Origin of the sequence: Gottfriedia luciferensis (assembly GCF_002156865.1) — a bacterium.
GTDB lineage: Bacteria > Bacillota > Bacilli > Bacillales > Bacillaceae_G > Gottfriedia > Gottfriedia luciferensis.
Genome location: NZ_NCTA01000019.1, coordinates 1 through 18,079 on the forward strand (window position 1 = coordinate 1; position 18,079 = coordinate 18,079).

Annotated in this window: 23 protein-coding genes; 7 read left to right on the plus strand and 16 right to left on the minus strand. The window is 33.1% G+C overall.

From position 1 onward, the window contains the following. Positions 1-196: 196 nt before the first annotated feature. From B7R67_RS13690 to B7R67_RS13720, 7 genes are all read right to left on the minus strand, one after another. Positions 197-754: a DUF5366 family protein gene (locus B7R67_RS13690; protein ID WP_088071310.1), complete on the minus strand. Its 558-nt coding sequence runs from the start codon at positions 752-754 to the stop codon at positions 197-199. Between the two features lie 310 nt (positions 755-1,064). After that, on the minus strand, positions 1,065-1,451 hold the full coding sequence (locus B7R67_RS13695; protein WP_328587375.1) for a PaaI family thioesterase: 387 nt from the start codon (positions 1,449-1,451) through the stop codon (positions 1,065-1,067). Positions 1,452-1,614: 163 nt separating this feature from the next. Next, positions 1,615-2,085: an SRPBCC family protein gene (locus B7R67_RS13700; RefSeq protein WP_088071312.1), complete on the minus strand. Its 471-nt coding sequence runs from the start codon at positions 2,083-2,085 to the stop codon at positions 1,615-1,617. A gap of 14 nt (positions 2,086-2,099) precedes the next feature. Beyond that, positions 2,100-2,738 carry a 3D domain-containing protein gene (locus B7R67_RS13705; RefSeq protein ID WP_235822166.1) on the minus strand — a complete coding sequence of 213 codons (639 nt, stop codon included), beginning with the start codon at positions 2,736-2,738 and terminating at the stop codon, positions 2,100-2,102. An 84-nt stretch (positions 2,739-2,822) separates the two neighbouring features. Next, positions 2,823-3,140, minus strand: coding sequence for a YuiB family protein (locus B7R67_RS13710; protein ID WP_088071412.1), 318 nt, complete (start codon positions 3,138-3,140; stop codon positions 2,823-2,825). Positions 3,141-3,342: 202 nt separating this feature from the next. Beyond that, positions 3,343-3,822 (minus strand): NUDIX domain-containing protein, encoded by a 480-nt coding sequence (locus B7R67_RS13715; RefSeq protein ID WP_088071314.1) that lies wholly within the window; start codon positions 3,820-3,822, stop codon positions 3,343-3,345. A 59-nt stretch (positions 3,823-3,881) separates the two neighbouring features. After that, positions 3,882-5,099 (minus strand): NAD(P)/FAD-dependent oxidoreductase, encoded by a 1,218-nt coding sequence (locus tag B7R67_RS13720; protein ID WP_142289561.1) that lies wholly within the window; start codon positions 5,097-5,099, stop codon positions 3,882-3,884. Between the two features lie 399 nt (positions 5,100-5,498). Between B7R67_RS13720 and B7R67_RS13725 the strand changes: the two genes are divergently transcribed. Next, complete coding sequence (locus tag B7R67_RS13725; RefSeq protein ID WP_142289562.1) at positions 5,499-6,488, plus strand: NAD(P)/FAD-dependent oxidoreductase; 990 nt, start codon at positions 5,499-5,501, stop codon at positions 6,486-6,488. A gap of 322 nt (positions 6,489-6,810) precedes the next feature. On the opposite strand, the gene B7R67_RS22390 is transcribed toward B7R67_RS13725, so the two are convergent. Continuing rightward, on the minus strand, positions 6,811-7,164 hold the full coding sequence (locus tag B7R67_RS22390; RefSeq protein ID WP_088071317.1) for a HesB/IscA family protein: 354 nt from the start codon (positions 7,162-7,164) through the stop codon (positions 6,811-6,813). Beyond that, entirely contained in the window at positions 7,165-8,031 is an 867-nt protein-coding gene (dapF, locus tag B7R67_RS13735) for a diaminopimelate epimerase (protein WP_088071319.1), read from the minus strand. It abuts the gene before it with no gap. Between the two features lie 330 nt (positions 8,032-8,361). On the opposite strand from dapF, the gene B7R67_RS13740 reads away from it, so the two are divergent. Next, entirely contained in the window at positions 8,362-9,057 is a 696-nt protein-coding gene (locus B7R67_RS13740; RefSeq protein ID WP_158095110.1) for a DUF2225 domain-containing protein, read from the plus strand. A gap of 29 nt (positions 9,058-9,086) precedes the next feature. Here the strand turns inward: B7R67_RS13740 and B7R67_RS13745 are convergent, their stop codons facing one another. Further along, positions 9,087-9,323 carry a YuzB family protein gene (locus B7R67_RS13745; RefSeq protein ID WP_088071323.1) on the minus strand — a complete coding sequence of 79 codons (237 nt, stop codon included), beginning with the start codon at positions 9,321-9,323 and terminating at the stop codon, positions 9,087-9,089. Positions 9,324-9,518: 195 nt separating this feature from the next. Between B7R67_RS13745 and B7R67_RS13750 the strand changes: the two genes are divergently transcribed. Then, positions 9,519-10,586: an NAD(P)/FAD-dependent oxidoreductase gene (locus B7R67_RS13750; protein WP_088071324.1), complete on the plus strand. Its 1,068-nt coding sequence runs from the start codon at positions 9,519-9,521 to the stop codon at positions 10,584-10,586. Positions 10,587-10,625: 39 nt separating this feature from the next. On the opposite strand, the gene B7R67_RS13755 is transcribed toward B7R67_RS13750, so the two are convergent. The 3 genes from B7R67_RS13755 to B7R67_RS13765 form a co-directional block, all read right to left on the minus strand. Further along, positions 10,626-11,591, minus strand: coding sequence for an SPFH domain-containing protein (locus B7R67_RS13755; RefSeq protein ID WP_088071325.1), 966 nt, complete (start codon positions 11,589-11,591; stop codon positions 10,626-10,628). A 15-nt stretch (positions 11,592-11,606) separates the two neighbouring features. After that, positions 11,607-12,026 carry an NfeD family protein gene (locus B7R67_RS13760; protein ID WP_088071327.1) on the minus strand — a complete coding sequence of 140 codons (420 nt, stop codon included), beginning with the start codon at positions 12,024-12,026 and terminating at the stop codon, positions 11,607-11,609. A gap of 180 nt (positions 12,027-12,206) precedes the next feature. Beyond that, complete coding sequence (locus tag B7R67_RS13765; RefSeq protein WP_088071329.1) at positions 12,207-12,509, minus strand: YuzD family protein; 303 nt, start codon at positions 12,507-12,509, stop codon at positions 12,207-12,209. Positions 12,510-12,627: 118 nt separating this feature from the next. On the opposite strand from B7R67_RS13765, the gene B7R67_RS13770 reads away from it, so the two are divergent. Continuing rightward, positions 12,628-12,855 (plus strand): NifU family protein, encoded by a 228-nt coding sequence (locus tag B7R67_RS13770; protein WP_025671774.1) that lies wholly within the window; start codon positions 12,628-12,630, stop codon positions 12,853-12,855. 41 nt (positions 12,856-12,896) lie between these two features. Here B7R67_RS13770 and yutH read toward each other — a convergent pair whose 3' ends face one another. Next, entirely contained in the window at positions 12,897-13,895 is a 999-nt protein-coding gene (gene yutH / locus B7R67_RS13775; RefSeq protein ID WP_088071416.1) for a spore coat putative kinase YutH, read from the minus strand. 615 nt (positions 13,896-14,510) lie between these two features. Between yutH and B7R67_RS13785 the strand changes: the two genes are divergently transcribed. Then, positions 14,511-15,032, plus strand: a complete 522-nt coding sequence (locus tag B7R67_RS13785) for a phosphatidylglycerophosphatase A family protein (protein WP_088071333.1) — start codon at positions 14,511-14,513, stop codon at positions 15,030-15,032. Between the two features lie 315 nt (positions 15,033-15,347). Here B7R67_RS13785 and B7R67_RS13790 read toward each other — a convergent pair whose 3' ends face one another. Further along, a complete protein-coding gene (locus B7R67_RS13790) occupies positions 15,348-16,118 on the minus strand; it encodes a TIGR01457 family HAD-type hydrolase (RefSeq protein ID WP_088071335.1) in 771 nt (256 codons plus the stop codon). Positions 16,119-16,177: 59 nt separating this feature from the next. Next, the gene (locus B7R67_RS13795; RefSeq protein ID WP_088071337.1) at positions 16,178-16,624 is read right to left on the minus strand and encodes a DUF86 domain-containing protein; all 447 of its coding nucleotides are present in this window, start codon (positions 16,622-16,624) and stop codon (positions 16,178-16,180) included. A gap of 147 nt (positions 16,625-16,771) precedes the next feature. On the opposite strand from B7R67_RS13795, the gene glpX reads away from it, so the two are divergent. Together glpX and B7R67_RS13805 are read left to right on the plus strand one after the other, a co-directional pair. Continuing rightward, positions 16,772-17,740: a class II fructose-bisphosphatase gene (gene glpX, locus B7R67_RS13800; protein ID WP_088071339.1), complete on the plus strand. Its 969-nt coding sequence runs from the start codon at positions 16,772-16,774 to the stop codon at positions 17,738-17,740. A gap of 14 nt (positions 17,741-17,754) precedes the next feature. After that, positions 17,755-18,024, plus strand: a complete 270-nt coding sequence (locus tag B7R67_RS13805; RefSeq protein WP_088071341.1) for a DUF3055 domain-containing protein — start codon at positions 17,755-17,757, stop codon at positions 18,022-18,024. Positions 18,025-18,079 lie beyond the last annotated feature (55 nt).

The following is an 18,079-nucleotide window of genomic DNA, read 5'->3' on the forward strand; positions in this document are numbered from 1 at the left end:
GACCCCGCAGGCTTGCCGAGGAGGCTCAGGTTTCGCCCCATGGAAAGCGAGAATCCAGTAGTGGAAATGAACATCACTCAACATCCTTTACGTAAATTTAGTTATCATTTGACAAGATTATTTTCACAGATTATTTTTCAACAACTAAAAAAGTAGCACTTATATAGTGCTACTTTTTAATAAATCGATCTCATTATTAAAATGGCATTGAGGTTTTAAACTTAGCAAAAAGTGTAAAGAAGGCATATACTAATCCACTTCCGATTAGTCCCCAAATGATTAATTGGAACATGATTACACCTATAAGACCTAATAACGTGTAATTAGCAGATTGCTTTATCAAAAATAAAATCAAAAATGCAATGACTGTTAATAGAAAAATAATTGCAATATACAATAATGAACTATTTAAAAATACAGCTATTAACCCACCAATTAAAAAGACAAAAGAATATTTCTTAGTTGCTAAATAGTCTACACCTTCTTTATCTTTCGAAAAGAACAGTAGAGCAAATTGCCAAATCATATCAGAAATTAATTTCAATCCACTTAAAACCAAATAAAAAAGAAAGGCAATACCTAAAAATGTTAGGATTCTAATTTCTTTCTCTGGAATCATATCTGTAAGTGGTTGTAAAATACCAGATACTGATAAAAAGTTTATAGCCAATTGAAAGATATTAAGTGTAATAGCGACTGTAAACAAGATGATTGTTAAAAATGCGTAAAAACTCGTGTAATATATATTTTTCATCGAATGTCTCCTTCCCTTTCTATTTAAGGAATTTTATGTATATTCATTTAAACCTTAAACAGAGGATGTTTCGCGTACCATCAAAATTTTATCTACACAACTTAATTATTTTACCATAAGTTTTAAATAAAAATGACGTGTTTCTACTTTTTCTTTTACTAAGTCACTTAAAAACTAGGCTCCGATTAAACTGTATGTAGATTCCCGTTTGATGATGCCTTTTGTAAAATATCAACAGTGTCATTAATAGATTCTAGAACAAAAAAAGGAGCTGCCAAAATACATTAAGTATTTTAACAGTTCCTTTTACTTAATTCCTTTTGTCTTTAATAGCAACTGTACATCTTGAGATACAAATTAGTTGTTCGTCCTCAGAATAGATTTTAATATCCCAAACCATCGTTGTTTTACCTGTATGTACTGCTGTTCCGATTGCAGTTACAACACCATCTCGTACCGAACGTAAATGGTTTGCATTTATTTCAAGTCCAAAAGCTAATTGATTCTCTTGATCAATCATTGAAAATGTCCCAACACTTGCTACTGTTTCAGCTAAAGCAACTGAAGCACCACCGTGTAAATACCCAAATGGTTGATGAACTTTTTCAGTAACTTCCATTTTCATCACTACTTTACCTTCTTCAACAGATTCTATTGACATGCCTAACGCATGCATCAATGTCATTTTTTCTTCCATTTCTCCTCCGCCTCTCACTTAAAGCTAGTTTACAAAGTCCATTATATAAAATTTTCTACTTAATTTTAATTTCGAGATTTTTAATAGAAATTCCTCTAATCATAACATTTTCCACTTATTACAGTATGAATCCCCTTGCTTATTCATTGCAAGGGGATTCATTTTAAAGTACACCGTCAAATCGATCTTCTGCATATTTTTTTAGACTACTCATTTGTTTTATTAACTCTCGTTTTGTAAACCAGTTGATAAATATACTCGTCATTTTAGTAACTAATGAATGCATTTCTAATTTACACTCATAATCTAAACGTGTTTGATTTGTACCTTCTAAAAAAAAGCGATAATAAACGTCTACTGTAAAAGAAGAATGTTTTAAACGAATGCCTATTTCTTTTGGCCGCTTATATGAAATAATTTCTCCTTCAAATTCTTGAATCTCATCGCCTTCTTTTAATTTTTGCTTAAATTTATGTCCTACTGGATTTTCTGGATCAAAGTTTTCTTCATATTTATTTTCGATAAATCCATCTAACCACTTTTTAATATGCTTATCAGAATCTACTACTTCAAATACGGCTTCGATTGGTGCATTAATAATCAAGCTATAATCACTATAATCAGTTTTTGACATAATTACACTCCATCTTAATTTCTTGATTGTTGTCTAAAAACTTGTAATGAATTTTGTTCGTTTAAGTCCCTTAGATCTGTTTCAGTAAATTTCCCTGTTCCCTGTTTAATGATATAAACAGCTAATTTCTTTTTTCCCCAATGCTCAAATACATCTCCAACAGTTTGAAAATATAAATCCAAATGATTTCCTTTTACTGCTGCTCCTTTATCTGCTACGACACCATAACCGTAACCAGGAATAAACAATATTGTACCAATAGGAAAAACATTTAAATCAGCCGCAATGGTTGAAAATAAATCTCTTTTTACCTCTACACCAGAATAAGTAATACCATATGAATGATCTTTAGGGCTTTTACCCGTTGATTCTTTGCCAGCTGTATAGCCAGTTGCTGTAACAGTAACTTTTTCGTAGTTACTCCAATTTGTATTGTTTTCGATATTTTTTGCAATTGTAACCATTATTCTTTCATTCGTTATTCCTGTTTTATTCTCTTCAGCGTAGACTTGATTTATTAACAGGGCATCGCTAAACCATTCCTTAATAGTTGCCAATTGAACATTCGCTATTATCTTAAAAGATGAAAATAAAGCAAGAATGAATAAAATTGAAAAAACAACTCGACTAAATATTTTTTTATTTATACCCAATGAATCATTTCACTCCTTTTCATCTTTTCATCATTCCCTAAAACAAAAAAATTATAAAAAAAAACTTTCTCATGCAAGAGAAAGTTAGAACATTTGATATCCATTTTTTCTTAAAGAAAGTATAACAACACCTGACATAATTGCTCCAACTAGACCAGCTGTTAATATAATTACATCACCCGTACCTACTGCCAATAAATTTGTTTTTAATGTATGTAAAGCTGCAGCAGTATGAGTAAAATAATTAACTGTACTAATCTTGTCCACAATCATAACGATTAATAGTGGATAAATTACGACCATAAACCAAGTTGTTCGAAAAAGCATATTTGCAAGAAAACCAATTCCAAATGCTAAAACAAAAAATAACAATATTGAAATTAGTAAAACCGGTATACTCATTGCCATATAAAACACACCACACCCCATATTTTTTCTATATACAGTGTAAAACCTTCTTGACTTAACGTCAATTTTTAAAAATTTCTGAATCATCTAAAAACTAATGTATAGTTACATTTCGATTTCTAAATTACGGACTGACTAGATACGCTTAACTCTAGAACCCTTAAAGCCTGGATCAGAGCTACCATACAATAATCAGTTACTTAATAAAATGATAAGTTGTATATTGAAACTGGTCTCCCGGGTTTAAACCTTTCACTACAGACATCGGTTCATTTGGCGGATTTTGAATTAAATATTTAATTAGTAACGAAGATGTAGGATCCTTCAATAACTCTTCTTCAGAGATAAAGCGTGCATCTGATAATTCTTCTTCTTGGATGGAAATCGTTGTATCTTCCGCTTGTAATAAGAAAATTATCATATTATCGCTTATTTCTTCACGAATAACACCTGTTCTTACTCCAATTAATCCAATTAAGTTAGCTTGCACCCCTGTTTCTTCATTGATTTCTCTTAACACTGCTTGATCAACAGTTTCGTCTTGTTTTACAAAACCTGCTGGTAGAGACCATAAGCCTTTTAAACCACTATACTTTTTCTTTACAACTAACCATCTACCAGTTGAGTCTTTTACTAAACCTGCTACTCCAAGCCATACATTGCTTCTTTTACTCATTTATTTCGACCACCTTTTTTGGCAAAGAAAAAGCCCGACATCAGTCGAGCTTTTTATGCTTATAGAAAGTTTAATTTACCTTTTTTAAGAACTAACATTGGTCCACCAAGTACGAATAGGTAACGGTTATCGATTACTTTTTTCATAAATGAAGCTTTCCAACCAGTTAATTTTTTACCAAATACTACACCAATTGCATCATCATGGCCTAAAGAACATACAGTACCTTTAATATCTGGTACGAATTCTTCTAATTCACCTTTACCACGAACTAATACTGCTAAGTTGTGTGAAACATTAAATCCTTGTTGAATTGCAATTTGTGCTGTTGGTGGATATGGACGGTTATTTACTTCATCGATTAATAAAGCAGAGTCACCAACGATGAATACATCATCATATCCTGGAACACGCATATCTTTTGTAACTTTTACACGTCCACGCATTGCTTCGAAACCAGCTTGCTCTACTAATGCATTTCCACGTACACCTGCAGCCCAAACAACTGTTGCAGAGTTAATTTTTTCTTCTACGTCACCTTTAGCAACAATGATTCCATCTTCAGTACATTCTTTAATAGCTGTACCAATTTTAAATTCTACGCCTTTTTTCTCTAATTGAGAAACTGCATAGTCAACTAATTCAGGATCAAAGCCAGGTAATACCATTGGAGCAGCTTCTACACAAATAATACGAACTAAATCGCGATCGATATCATATTCTTTGCATAATTCTGGCACACGGTTTGCAAGTTCACCAACAAATTCGATACCAGTGAATCCTGCACCACCAACGATAATTGTTAATAACTCGTCGCGTTTTTCAGCTGGAGTGTTGTGGTATTTAGAAAAGCTGTAATCAATATGCTCACGAATTTGACGAGCAGCATTAATGCTAGCAATTGAGAAAGCATGTTCTTTTAATCCTTTAATTCCAAATGTTTCAGACTCAAATCCAAGTCCAATTACTAAATAATCATAGTTTAATTCACCATTATTAAGAATAACTTTCTTTTCTTCTGGTTTGATTTGAGTAACAGTATCTTGTATAAAATTAATTTTACTTGGGTTAATCACGTCTTTAATATCAAGGCGTGTACGGTCATGATGTAATGTACCTGCTGCATTTTCATGTAACCAAGTCGTTTGGTAGTGGTAGCTATTTTTATTTACTAGAGTAATTTCTGCTTCATTTGCAGATAATGTTTTTTGAAGTCGAGTTGCAGTAATAATACCACCGTACCCAGCTCCAAGGATTACAATCTTAGGCTTATTCATGATACTTACCATCCTTTTAAATTATATTAAGTACTTTCCTTACCTGTTATAATTACTATCTCCAAATTATAACTTTGTAAATGTACAATAGTGAGCAATCTAAATTATTATAACTTAGTATAATAGTGAGCAAACTATTATACGGGAATATTGTCTAAATATTTCGTAATAATTGTCACAAAATGTTAACAATTTGCCTATAACAATATTAAAGTTTTTTGGTCAAGATTTCAAGCATTATCTAAACGGTAGAATACTCTAAAAATTAAGTACCTTCAAAAATTTTAACCTTTAAAATTTTCTAATGTAATTAATTCGCTTTTTTTATTTTAACTGTGCAAAATATGATATTATTCTATTATAGATGACAAGCATTTATACAAGGGGGATATTCCGTTTATGAAAGACGAAAAAGTATATGACATTACAATTATTGGTGGAGGACCAATTGGTTTATTCACTGCTTTTTATGGTGGAATGAGACAAGCTAGTGTAAAAATTATTGAAAGCTTACCACAACTTGGTGGTCAATTATCTGCACTTTACCCTGAGAAATACATTTACGATGTTGCTGGCTTTCCAAAAGTTCGCGCACAAGAATTAGTTGATAACTTAAAAGAACAAATGAAAAAATTTGAGCCTACTGTTTGTTTAGAGCAATCTGTTCAAACAATTACGAAAGGTGAAGATGGTGTATTCCATTTAGGTTGTAATGATGGACATGAGCATTTTACAAAAGCTATTATCATCACTGCAGGAAATGGTGCATTCCAACCTCGTAAACTTGAAATCGAAGGTTCAGAACGATTTGAAAAAGCAAACTTACACTACTTTGTAGATGATATGAATAAATTTGCTGGTAAACGCGTTGTTGTATTCGGTGGCGGAGACTCTGCTGTAGACTGGTCATTAATGCTTGAACCAATCGCTGAAAAAGTAACGTTAGTTCACCGTCGTGATAAATTTAGAGCTCATGAGCATAGTGTAGAAAACTTAATGAACTCTAAGGTTGAAGTAAAAACTCCTTGGGTACCTGTTGCAATTGTTGGTGACGAGCGTATTGAGAAAGTTGTTCTTCAAAATGCGAAAACAGAAGAACGTGAAGAAATCGAAGTAGATGATGTAATCATTAACTATGGTTTCGTTTCTTCTTTAGGACCAATTAAAAATTGGGGCTTAGCAATTGAAAAGAATAACATTGTTGTAAACTCTCGCATGGAAACGAATGTTCCTGGTATTTATGCTGCAGGTGATATTTGTACTTATGATGGAAAAGTTAAACTGATTGCTTCAGGTTTTGGTGAAGCACCAACAGCGATTAACCATGCTAAAGCTTATATTGATCCAACAGCGAAAGTACAACCAGGTCATAGCTCTTCAATGTTCTAATCGAAATTTCTCAACACAAGACTGTCTGATACAGACAGTCTTTTTTTCGTTGAAAATTGTGATACTTTGAACAAAATAAATTACACTTCGTGAATCATTTCACAACTAACCACTGAATAAACCAATTCATTTTCTTATCTACACTATATAATAATACGCTACCTCAAAAAAGATTCTATAATTTATCCTAAATTTGTAAAAATATTAACAAATAATAAATCAGCCTAGTCTGTCTAATAGAAAATCTTGTCAAAATAATAACAAAACATATCATTTACATTCAAAAAAATAGGATACCTTTTTGGTATCCTACTTTTCATTTTTAGCACTCTTCCGGCGTACCAGCATTCGTAGCTGTTCTAAAGCTTGAACCACAACCACATGATGCAATTGCATTTGGATTTTCGATTGTAAAACCGCCACCTAATAATGACTCTTTAAAATCAATCACAACTCCTTTTAAAATCGGAGCACTCTCATTATCAATTAAAAACTTGATTCCATGATACTCTAATTCAGTATCATCCTCATTTTTTTGAGGGTCAAAACCTAGACCATATGAAAGACCAGAACATCCTCCACCTTTTACACCTAAACGAACAAATGTATTTTGATCCTCTTCATTCTCAATCATTTCTTTGATTTTTAAACCTGCTTGTTCAGTAACTGTAATCATTTATTTCACTCCTCTTTGAGTATAGAATATGCCTTCTGTTATTGTAACTGCTGGGCCTTTCATCCATACATCTCCATCAGTAGACCAAGTAATTTGTAAATCTCCACCTTGAAGGTGTACAGTTATTGGTTCGTCCCGTTTATATTTTCCTTCTTGTATCATTGCAACTGCTGCAGCGCAAGCTCCTGTTCCACAAGCTTGAGTAACTCCAGAACCTCGCTCCCAAACAACGAAATTTATCTCATTATGAGGTAAGCATTCAATAAATTCAACATTTACGCTTTCTGGAAATAATTCGTGTTTCTCAACGAATGGCCCTAAAGTTGTTAACGGAGCTTCCTTAATATCTTCTACTTTAAAAACTGCGTGTGGATTCCCCATTGAAACGCCGATAAATTCATGGTTTTCATCTTCAAATAAAATTTTGTCCTTTGCAAACTCTTGCTCATTACCTGTCATTGGAATTAATGAACGCTTAAATATAGGTTTCCCCATATTAACGGTTACTTGATTTACAATATCATTTTCAACATGTACTGTTGCATTAACTTTTGTGCTAATCGTTTCAATCGCAAATGATTCATTATTCACAATTCCATGTTCAAACGCATATTTTGCAACACATCTTAAACCATTCCCGCAATTTTTCGCTTCAGAACCATCACTATTAAACACTCGCATTTTTACATCTGCTATTTCTGATGGGCAGATTAAGATCATTCCATCGCTACCTATACCTGTATTGATATTTGAAACTTCGATTGCAAGATTAGAAAGTTCTTCTTCTCTTAATTTTTCTTCAAACATATTTACATATATATAATTATTCCCTAATCCATGCATTTTTGTATAACGAAAAGAATCCATTTACATGACTCCTTACTTTTTTTATTAATACAAGTATAAATAGTAATTGATTTGAGCACAATAAGAACATCCCCCGTTTCTCGATATAGAAACATTTTGGAGCATTCACTTTATGTGAATGCTCATTTTTTTGTCTTTAAGAACAGGATCAAGTAAAAGATATAAAAAGACCAGTACTTTATCAAATCCTAATTTCCCTTGCTCTTCCTACTCTTAGTTCTTTTGACCTATTTTAATAAATTTTTATCAAATTTTAGACATTCTAACTACTCATTGCCGATATATAATATAGAACATTTAAATCAGATAATAATGGAGCTAGAGGAATTTATGACTATATCCCCAACTTTTAACCGTACATTCAAGTGCCCTTGTTGTTCAAACTCATTTACAACAGTCAACGTAAGAATTTCATATCCAAAAACTGCTGAGATAAGCTCTGATTATTGTGTAACTTATAAAGATGAAGCAAACTCACCTTATTTATATTATGTTAATGTATGCGATTCTTGTGGTTATGCTTATACAAAAAATAGTGTTCCATTAACTAGTTTAACAAAAGAAACGATTATAAAAGAAATATCTGTTAAGTGGAAACCTCGTTCTTATGGAAATATTCGTTCAATCGAAGAAGCAATTATTTGTTATAAATTAGCTATTTATTGCTCAACTCTAAAAAAAGAGAAATACTATCTACTTGCTGGCCTTTTATTAAGAGTTGGATGGCTATATCGGAAGATGAATGATTTAAAAGAAGAGGAACGATTTTTATTACAAGCTTTGGAATACTATAAAAAGAGCTACGATATTGCTGACTATGCGGGTACTGATATGTCTGAGATCAGAATCTTATATTTAATAGGTGAACTTTCAAGAAGATGTAATTTTTATGAACAGGCAGTGACTTATTTTTCTAAAATAGTCTCGCATCCAAATGCCCATTTTGAAAAAGGGGTTGTCGACAAGGCCCGTGAACAATGGCGTCTTACTAGGGAGAATAATAAAACACTGGAAAAAGCAATATAAAAAGCACCGTTTCTAAGGTACGGTGCTTTTTATATTAACATATTCTCTTCTAGGAAAATATATATATTATCGACTAGCTCAGTAGCTGTTTCTCCAGTAATGACTTCCCCTTCAACTAGTGCAAAAAGTGATAGACTACATTTTCCACAATATCCAAGGCAGCCATATTCTAGTACATCTATATTTGGATCACGTTCAAGCTGTTCTAAAGCTTTTTGTGCACCGTCTGCTAGGTTTTTTATACAAAATTCGATTAATGGTCTCACTATTTTTCACTCCTTGCTCCTCATAAAGTTACTCTTTTTTTTTTAAAACGTCAATCTTTTTGAGAATTAATGGAATGAGCTTTTTTTACCAAGTAAAGCGTTGTTATTTTAACATAAAATATATATAATATAATTGTCGAAAAATAGAAAAATTTTTTTATTTAACTCTAATAAAACAAAAGGGGAACAGCAACTATGAAAAACCTCGTATTACTAGGTGCCGGATATGGAAATATTCGTGTTTTATTGCGTCTATTAACACCCGAACTGCCTGAGGATGTTCATATCACTTTGATTGATCGAAATTCTTATCACTGCTTTAAAACGGAGTATTATGCATTAGTTGCAGGTACGGTTCCAGAACAGCACATTAGAATTCCATTACCAACTCATGAAAAATTAAGTGTTGTATATGGGGATATTACAACAATTGATATGGCAAACAAGAAAGTAGAATTAAGCAATGGAAAATCAGTTTCTTATGATGATTTAATTATCGGCTTAGGCTGTGAAGATAAATATCATAATGTACCTGGTGCAAAAGAACATACTTACAGTATTCAAACAATTGAAAAAACTAGAAATGCATACGAAAATGTTAACAGTCTTCCACCTAATTCGGTAGTCGGTGTTGTAGGTGCTGGTTTAAGTGGTGTAGAAGTTGCCAGCGAACTACGTGAAAGTAGAAGTGATTTGCAAATTCTACTTTTCGACCGTGGAAATCGAATCTTATCAATGTTTCCAGAAAAACTTAGTTATTATGTACAAAACTGGTTTATTGAGCATGATGTTAAAATTATTAGTAATTCTAATATTACAAAGGTTGAAGAAAATACTTTGTTTAATCATGACGATGAAATACACTGTGATGCTGTTATTTGGACAGCAGGTATTCAACCAGTTGAAGTTGTCCGAAATTTAGATGTAGAAAAAGATAATACTGGAAGAGTCGTAGTTACTAAATATCATCATATTCCAGAAGATGAGCACGTTTATGTTGTTGGTGACTGTGCTTCATTACCATATGCACCTTCAGCACAATTAGCTGAAGCTCAAGCAGAACAAATTGTAATGGTTTTACAAAAGAAATGGTCTAATGAAGAACTTCCAGAGGTAATGCCTCAAATTAAATTAAAAGGAATCATGGGTTCTTTAGGTAAAAAACATGGTTTTGGACTTTTTAATGAACGCCCATTGATCGGTAGAGTACCTAGACTTATTAAGTCTGGAATCTTATGGTTATACAAATATCATAATGGTTGATAAAAAAGCCCCTAAGCAAATAGCTTAGGGGCTACTTTTTTATTCTGTTTTATCTGGTCTAATAACTTCTTTTACACTTTCAACCATACCTAAAAGCTTTGTAGCATCTGTTGGAATTACTAGTTTTGACGCGTTGCCGTTTGCTACTTTTTCTAAAGCTTCCATAGAGCGTAATTGAACCATTTCTTTTGTTGGCTGAGCAGTTCTCCACACGTCCAACACAAGTTGTTCTCCTCGCGCTTTTGCTTCTGCAAGTTTAATGATTGCTTCTGCTTCCCCTTCAGCACGTAAAACTTGTGATTCTTTATCTCCGCGTGCTTTTTCAACCTGACTTAAACGTTCTCCTTCCGCCTCAAGGATTTTTGATTGCTTTTCACCTTCAGATTTTAGGATTTTTGATTCTTTTTCACCCTGTGCATTTAAAACTTTTTCACGACGTGTACGCTCAGCTTGCATTTGTCGTTCCATCGCATTTTGAATATCAACAGGAGGAATAATATTACGAATCTCTACACGATTGACCTTCATACCCCATTTATCAGTGGCTTGGTCAAGAATTGCACGAAGTTTATTATTAACTGTATCACGACTTGTCAAAGTTTCATCTAAATCTAATTCACCAATTAAATTACGTAAAGTTGTAGCAGTTAAATTTGAAATAGCCGACAACGGATTTGCGATTTCATATTCATGACGAACAACATCAGTTACTTGATAAAAGACAACTGAATCCACTTGAATACTTACATTATCTTTTGTAATCATTGATTGTGGAGGGAAATCTACCACTGTCTCACGCAATGTTTTTTTACTAGCTACTCGCTCAATAAAAGGAATAACGATATGAATACCACTTTCTAATTTACGGTGGAACTTTCCTAATCGCTCCACTAAATATACTTCAGATTGTCTAACAATACGAATACTTGATAACAAAAGTAGTACGATGAATAAAACAACAATACCAATAATGATTGGACCAACTAAAGAATTTACATCAGACATAGCACTTCTCCTTAATTAATTATTTCTCACATATAATGTTGCGCCTTCTATTTTTTCAACGATTACCTTTTCGTGTAAAGTTAATGGTTCTTTAGAACGGATCGTCCATTCATCACCATACACTTTAGTCGTACCTACTGTTTTCTCTTCTACTTCAACAGAGGCGACGACAACTTCTTTTCCTATCAATGAATAAACACCATTTTTAATTGTTTTTTGTTGATGAACTCGTTTCGCAAAATTCTTAGTACTAAGCCATAAAATTAATGCGCTAATAACAAAGACAATAAAAGTTAAGGTGTTTGATTCTGTAAAATAACTTACAATTGCCGCTAATATGCTTGCTAAGCCAATCCATAAGAAAACAAATGTTAATGAAAACATTTCGATAATGATTAATATAACGCCAATTACAAATAAACTTATAGCAACCATTGCACCCCTCCTCCCAGTACTATGTATATGCCATATATTGTAAAATATTTTACACTTCTATCTTATCATGTAAATTAGCACCTTTTACATATAAATAATGAAAATTATTAAAACTCTTTAATTTTTAGACAATTTATTCCAATAAAAAACCCTTACATTTTTTTGTAAGGGTTTAAATCACTATTGTTCAATTGCCTGATAAACGTCTTTTAGCTTAGGGTTACCTTCACCAACTACAATTCCATTAACTAAAACGACTGGATAGAAAAATTCATCGTTTCTTACTCGTTCAGCAAAATCTTCTTTTTCTTTATTCTCTACATTAAAAATATCAATGTACTGAAAATCAAACGCTAAGTCAGGATACTTTCTTTGTAATGCAGCTTGAAGCCATTCATATGTTTCAATCGATGATGGCATCCCTACACAACTAGCACAAATTACTTCAGCCCCAAAAACTTCCACTAAAATTTTATTACTCATTTTCTCCTCCTAGCATACACTAACTATGTGTCCAAAATAATCAAACACACTGAGACTATGTAATAGATTTTTTCCTCTTAACTGATTATAATAAAATTAGTGAAAGGAGTCGATATGAATGGACATGAAAGAACAAGTACAAGAAGTATTAGATAAATTAAGACCGTTTTTACTACGTGATGGTGGAGACGTTGATTTAGTTGACATTGAGGATGGCATTGTTAAACTTCGCCTTTTAGGTGCATGTGGTAGCTGCCCAAGTTCAACGATTACTTTAAAAGCAGGTATTGAACGCGCATTATTAGAAGAAGTACCTGGTGTAATTGAAGTAGAGCAAGTTTTCTAATTTAAAAAAGATAAAAAGAGAAGGGTATCTCCCTTCTCTTTTTATTTTAACCAATTAATTTCACGAATCCCTAACTTGGCAGTTGGCAGTCCAATTAAATCGTAAAATCCGCCTAAAAACGATTCGAATTCATTCGTATTTTCAAGATAATAAACTAGTTTTCGTTCATACCTCTTTCTTTCAGCTTCACTTTTTGATAAGTAATAGCCTTCAATCGTTTCAAAATAATGAACTGGAAACAGCAGTCTTGCAAATAATAAACGCCAAGCAAATGTCGATAATGGACTTTTCTTTTCATAGCCGTAAAAAAATGAAAGTATTTTCTTTTGATAATTTTCACTATTCTCTAGATACTCTTCCCTAACCCACTCAGCAAGATCTCGACTTGGATGATCATAAATCCATTCAATAGGAATTTTCGCAAAATGAATTTCTTTTAGTCTGCGTTCCGTCATTTTTTGATGACAAATTGTTGCCGAATCTACGATCTGAGGTGTATCATCAAGCTCAGTATCTACAACGTATTGAATTGCATTTTCAGTCATACCAAGATAGTAAGGAAACGATTCGATAAATATTTGTTCAAAGAAATTTTCAGGATGATTATTCACTTTACTTTGCCAAAATCTTTCTAATTGCTCCAAGCGTTTCTCCCATAAACTCTTCCATTGTCCTATCCTATTTAATCTCTTCAGTTCATCTGAAAACTTTTTTCCTCTTAAATGAAAAACAGCCAATTCTTCACCATAATTATTACTACGTTCATTTTGTCTATTGCTTTTAAATAAAGAATAATTACTGCCATCAATTTTACTCACATAATACCCTTGAACATTTTGAACGAAAGTTGCAATTGACTGATCACCAGTTGAACTCATAAAATCACTTAAACTTTTCATTTCCTGCAAATCGTCTTCCTTTAAATTTCCAATAGGTGCAAGAAAATACACCCTATTCCGCTGCCAAAACATGTAATATGACTGGACTTGTATTAGTTCAGCTGGTTGAATTTGATAATGATGAAACATGTCTTGAATGATGTTTTGGTTGCGAATAAACATCACCACTCACATCCTTCTATACCTACTTATTATTTATATATATGTCACAACTCCAAAAACCTGTACCGACTTTTTACTTTCAGCACATAAACCGAATGGCCATACACAAAATAGGAAAAAATGACGTAGTATATTAAGAAAAGTGGAGGAGAGTTGATCAGACCCGACAAGCATAAGACGAAGGCCAAGGTAGGTTGCTTTTTAACCTTCATTGGACTTTGGCTTATGACCTCGAGGGGCTACTCGCCGGAACTAGACATCCAGAAAAGTGGAGGCGAGTTGATCAGACCCGACAAGCATAAGACGAAGGCCAAGGAAGCTCGCTTTTTAACCTTCATTGGACTTTGGCTTATGACCTCGAGGGGCTAACAAGGCAAACTTAAGCCTCATTTTTTCTATAAACTTTTTTTATTTTTTGATTAGAATTCATTCTTTTTAAATAAAGGGGAATTATGTTTGATATCGAATCATATATAATTAATCCTCTTATTTCCATAAAAAATTAATTGAAGAAATGGTGCTTACTTATTTTTGAATTTCTCCATTTAATATTTTTACAGTAAATAAAACAATCGATAAGGAAAAGGTGATGTAATGGATTATTTAAATCACGATTTAGAAAAGACTGCATTGTCATTATTAGAAAAAAGAGGTGTAACACTTGATGATATTGCCGATCTAGTTTATTTTTTACAGAATAAATATCACGAAAATTTATCGAAAGAAGAGTGTAAACACAATGTTCAGAGGGTCTTGACGAAACGTGAGATACAAAATGCCATCATTACTGGTATTGAACTAGATATCTTAGCAGAGCAGGATAAACTACAAGAGCCATTATTAGCTATTATAAAAAAAGATGAAGGCCTTTACGGAATTGATGAAATAATTGCCTTGTCCATCGTAAATGTTTACGGCTCAATTGGATTTACAAATTATGGGTATATCGATAAATTAAAACCAGGCATATTAGAAAGATTAAATGATAAATCAACTGGCTTAGTAAACACATTTTTAGACGATATTGTTGGAGCAATCGCAGCTGCAGCATCTAGCCGTCTCGCACACCGTGCAGCGCATAAAAAAGCAGATCAAATTAAAGCAGAAGATGAGTAATAAAAAAAAGCACTCTGTTTACCGAGTGCTTCAAACTGTCCGCCAAACGCTCGCTTTCTTCGTTGCTTCGCCTGACTGTGGTGCTCATTACCGTCTAATGGTAACTCCGCTTCTCGCCAGGCTTCGCACCTCGAAAAACAAGCGTTTTCAATCAGTCTGAAAATCAGATAAATAGACTCAGTCTACACACTGAAGTACCGGTTTAACGATTGCTTTTTACGTCTGCTTCCCCCTGCCTTTCAATCCGTAGTGGAAATCAGCTGTTCATATCTTGTATATATGAAAAAGCACTCAATTTACTGAGTGCTTTTCTTATTAAATATATTTAATCCATTCTTCTAATGAATCAATTGAATAGGTTGGTTGCTTATCATAATTTGATAACATTTCTTTTGTTGTAACGCCAGTATGTACAAGTAAAGTATCTATACCAGTGTTAATCCCTGCCATGATATCTGTATCATAATAATCACCGATCATTAAAGTTTCTTCTTTAGGAACACCTAGAACTTTTAATGCTTGCTCCATAATGATTGATTCTGGCTTTCCAATAAAAATTGGCTTTACTGTAGTTGATACTGCAATAACAGAAGTTAAAGAGCCATTCCCTGGCAATAATCCTCTTTCGGTAGGAATTGCTATATCGCCATTCGTTGAAATAAATATAGCACCATTTCTTACTGCGATACATGCTTTAGCCAATTTTTCGTAGTTAATGCTACGATCTAAACCGCTTATAACAAAATCTGGATTATCATCTGTAATTTTTAAACCAACTTCTTCTAATGCAAATTCTAATCCTTCTTCGCCAATCATATAAACAGTAGCATTTTCTTTTTTCTCTTTTATGTAATTTGCTGTTGCATTACTTGTCGTAAAAACTTGTTCTTTAGTAGTTGGTATATTAAATGAATTTAGTTTTTCAGCTACTTGTTCAGGTCTACGAGTTGAATTATTCGTTACAAAAAGATAAGGTATATTTTTTTCTTTGAGAGCCTTTATAAAAAGGCTAGCTTCTTCTATTTGTTCCTCACCACGATACATTGTTCCATCTAAATCAATTAAGTATCCTTTATATTGTTTCAATCTTGCCACTCCTTACATTCAGACTTCTCCAACGTGCTTTTTCTCAAATCATCTAATGATTACTTTTCTTTATCGCTAAAAGCATTGATTACTCCAAGTTCCTTATCTAAATAAGATTGAACTGCAACTGGAAATTCTTTATATGCTTTTATATTTTCGCTCAATGTTATGACTAATTTTTCCGTAATCGATGATGTATAGTCTTGAAATAAATGTTTGCGAATTGGAATTAATTTTTTAATTGATTCTCCAACTGAAGCTGTGATTACTTTTTCATCCATTAAGATGTCGACTATATCATCATAACTTCCTGGATCTCTCATAATAAATCCATCAATCATTGTATTTCCAATATCTAACATACTATCAATTAACAGATGCGTCATTCTTTCTAAAGCTAACTCTTCTGTTAGGTTCTTTGGATGGTTGTTTGACTCATAAAATTCTAGCATTGAATTAATTACTTCAATTCGATCTAATATGTTTTGACGGTTTACAAAGTACATAAGTACACTTCCTTCTCAATTCTATCTTCTACATTTTATGGACTTATATTTATTTTATAGCTAAATTCGAAAAAAATCGACAAATGAAAGCGTTTCTTACCGATTTTTGTTATATTATATAGGTGAATATTTTTTGGAGGTTGGACGATGGAGCGCGAATTGGCACTTGAGATTGTACGGGTTACTGAAGCTGCAGCTCTTGCATCTGCACATTGGATGGGACGCGGTAAAAAAAATGAAGCTGATGATGCAGCTACTTCCGCAATGCGCTCAATGTTTGATTCAGTTAACATGGCTGGAACAGTTGTGATAGGTGAAGGCGAACTTGATGAAGCACCAATGCTTTATATTGGAGAAAAATTAGGAACTGGTAATGGACCAGAAGTAGACATTGCAGTCGATCCTCTTGAAGGAACAAATATACTAGCTAAAGGGCATGCAAATGCAATGGCAGTTATTGCGATTGCGGATAAAGGAAATTTACTACATGCACCTGATATGTATATGGAAAAGATAGCTGTGGGACCACTTGCTGCGGGTAAAATTTCTCTCGACGATCCAATTGAGAAAACGATAGATATCATTGCAGAAGCAAACAATAAACGTGTTCGCGATTTAACGGTAATTGTCCAAGAACGTCCTCGTCATGACGATATTATTGAACGTATTCGAGAAAAAGGTGCTCGTGTTAAATTATTTGGGGATGGAGATGTTGGCGCTGTTATCGCCACTGCCTTACCTCAAACGGGTATAGATCTTTTTATAGGTACTGGAGGTGCTCCAGAAGGTGTTATTGCCGCGGCAGCTATAAAAGCGCTTGGTGGTGACATGCAGGCCCGTTTAGTACCAATGACTATTGAAGAAGAACAACGCTGTATCGATATGGGCCTTAAAAACCCTAGACAATTATTAACTTTAAATGATTTAGTAAAAGGTGACGATGCAATATTTGCTGCTACTGGAGTTACTTCAGGTGAACTGCTAGAAGGAGTTACTTTTCTTGGTGGAGACTTAGTTGAAACCCATTCAATTGTAATGAGAAGTAAAACAAAAACAGTACGTCATATTAAAGCTCATCACCATTTAGGTTTTAAACCAAATCTTATTTTAGACTAATGGAGGAATAAAAAATGTCAGATCGTTTTTTCTTATATGATGACACTATTCAAGCAAAAACTCGTTTTGTAAGCTTTATGGGAGAAGAACAAAGACATGACCTTGCTTTAATTTATTCTGACCGTCATTACGGAAAAGTAATCATATTAGATATCCAAACAAATCGATTTGCGATAATCGGATCAGATGATTTAAAAGAAGAAGGTTATTTAGAATTTGCTTTTGGCATTTCTGAAGAAAAAGCTGCTGAATTATTAGATTTCTTAAGTGAAATTATTTTCTAATTTATCGATCATTTTAGCTGTGGATAAATAATTTTACATCAAAAACAATTAGTAA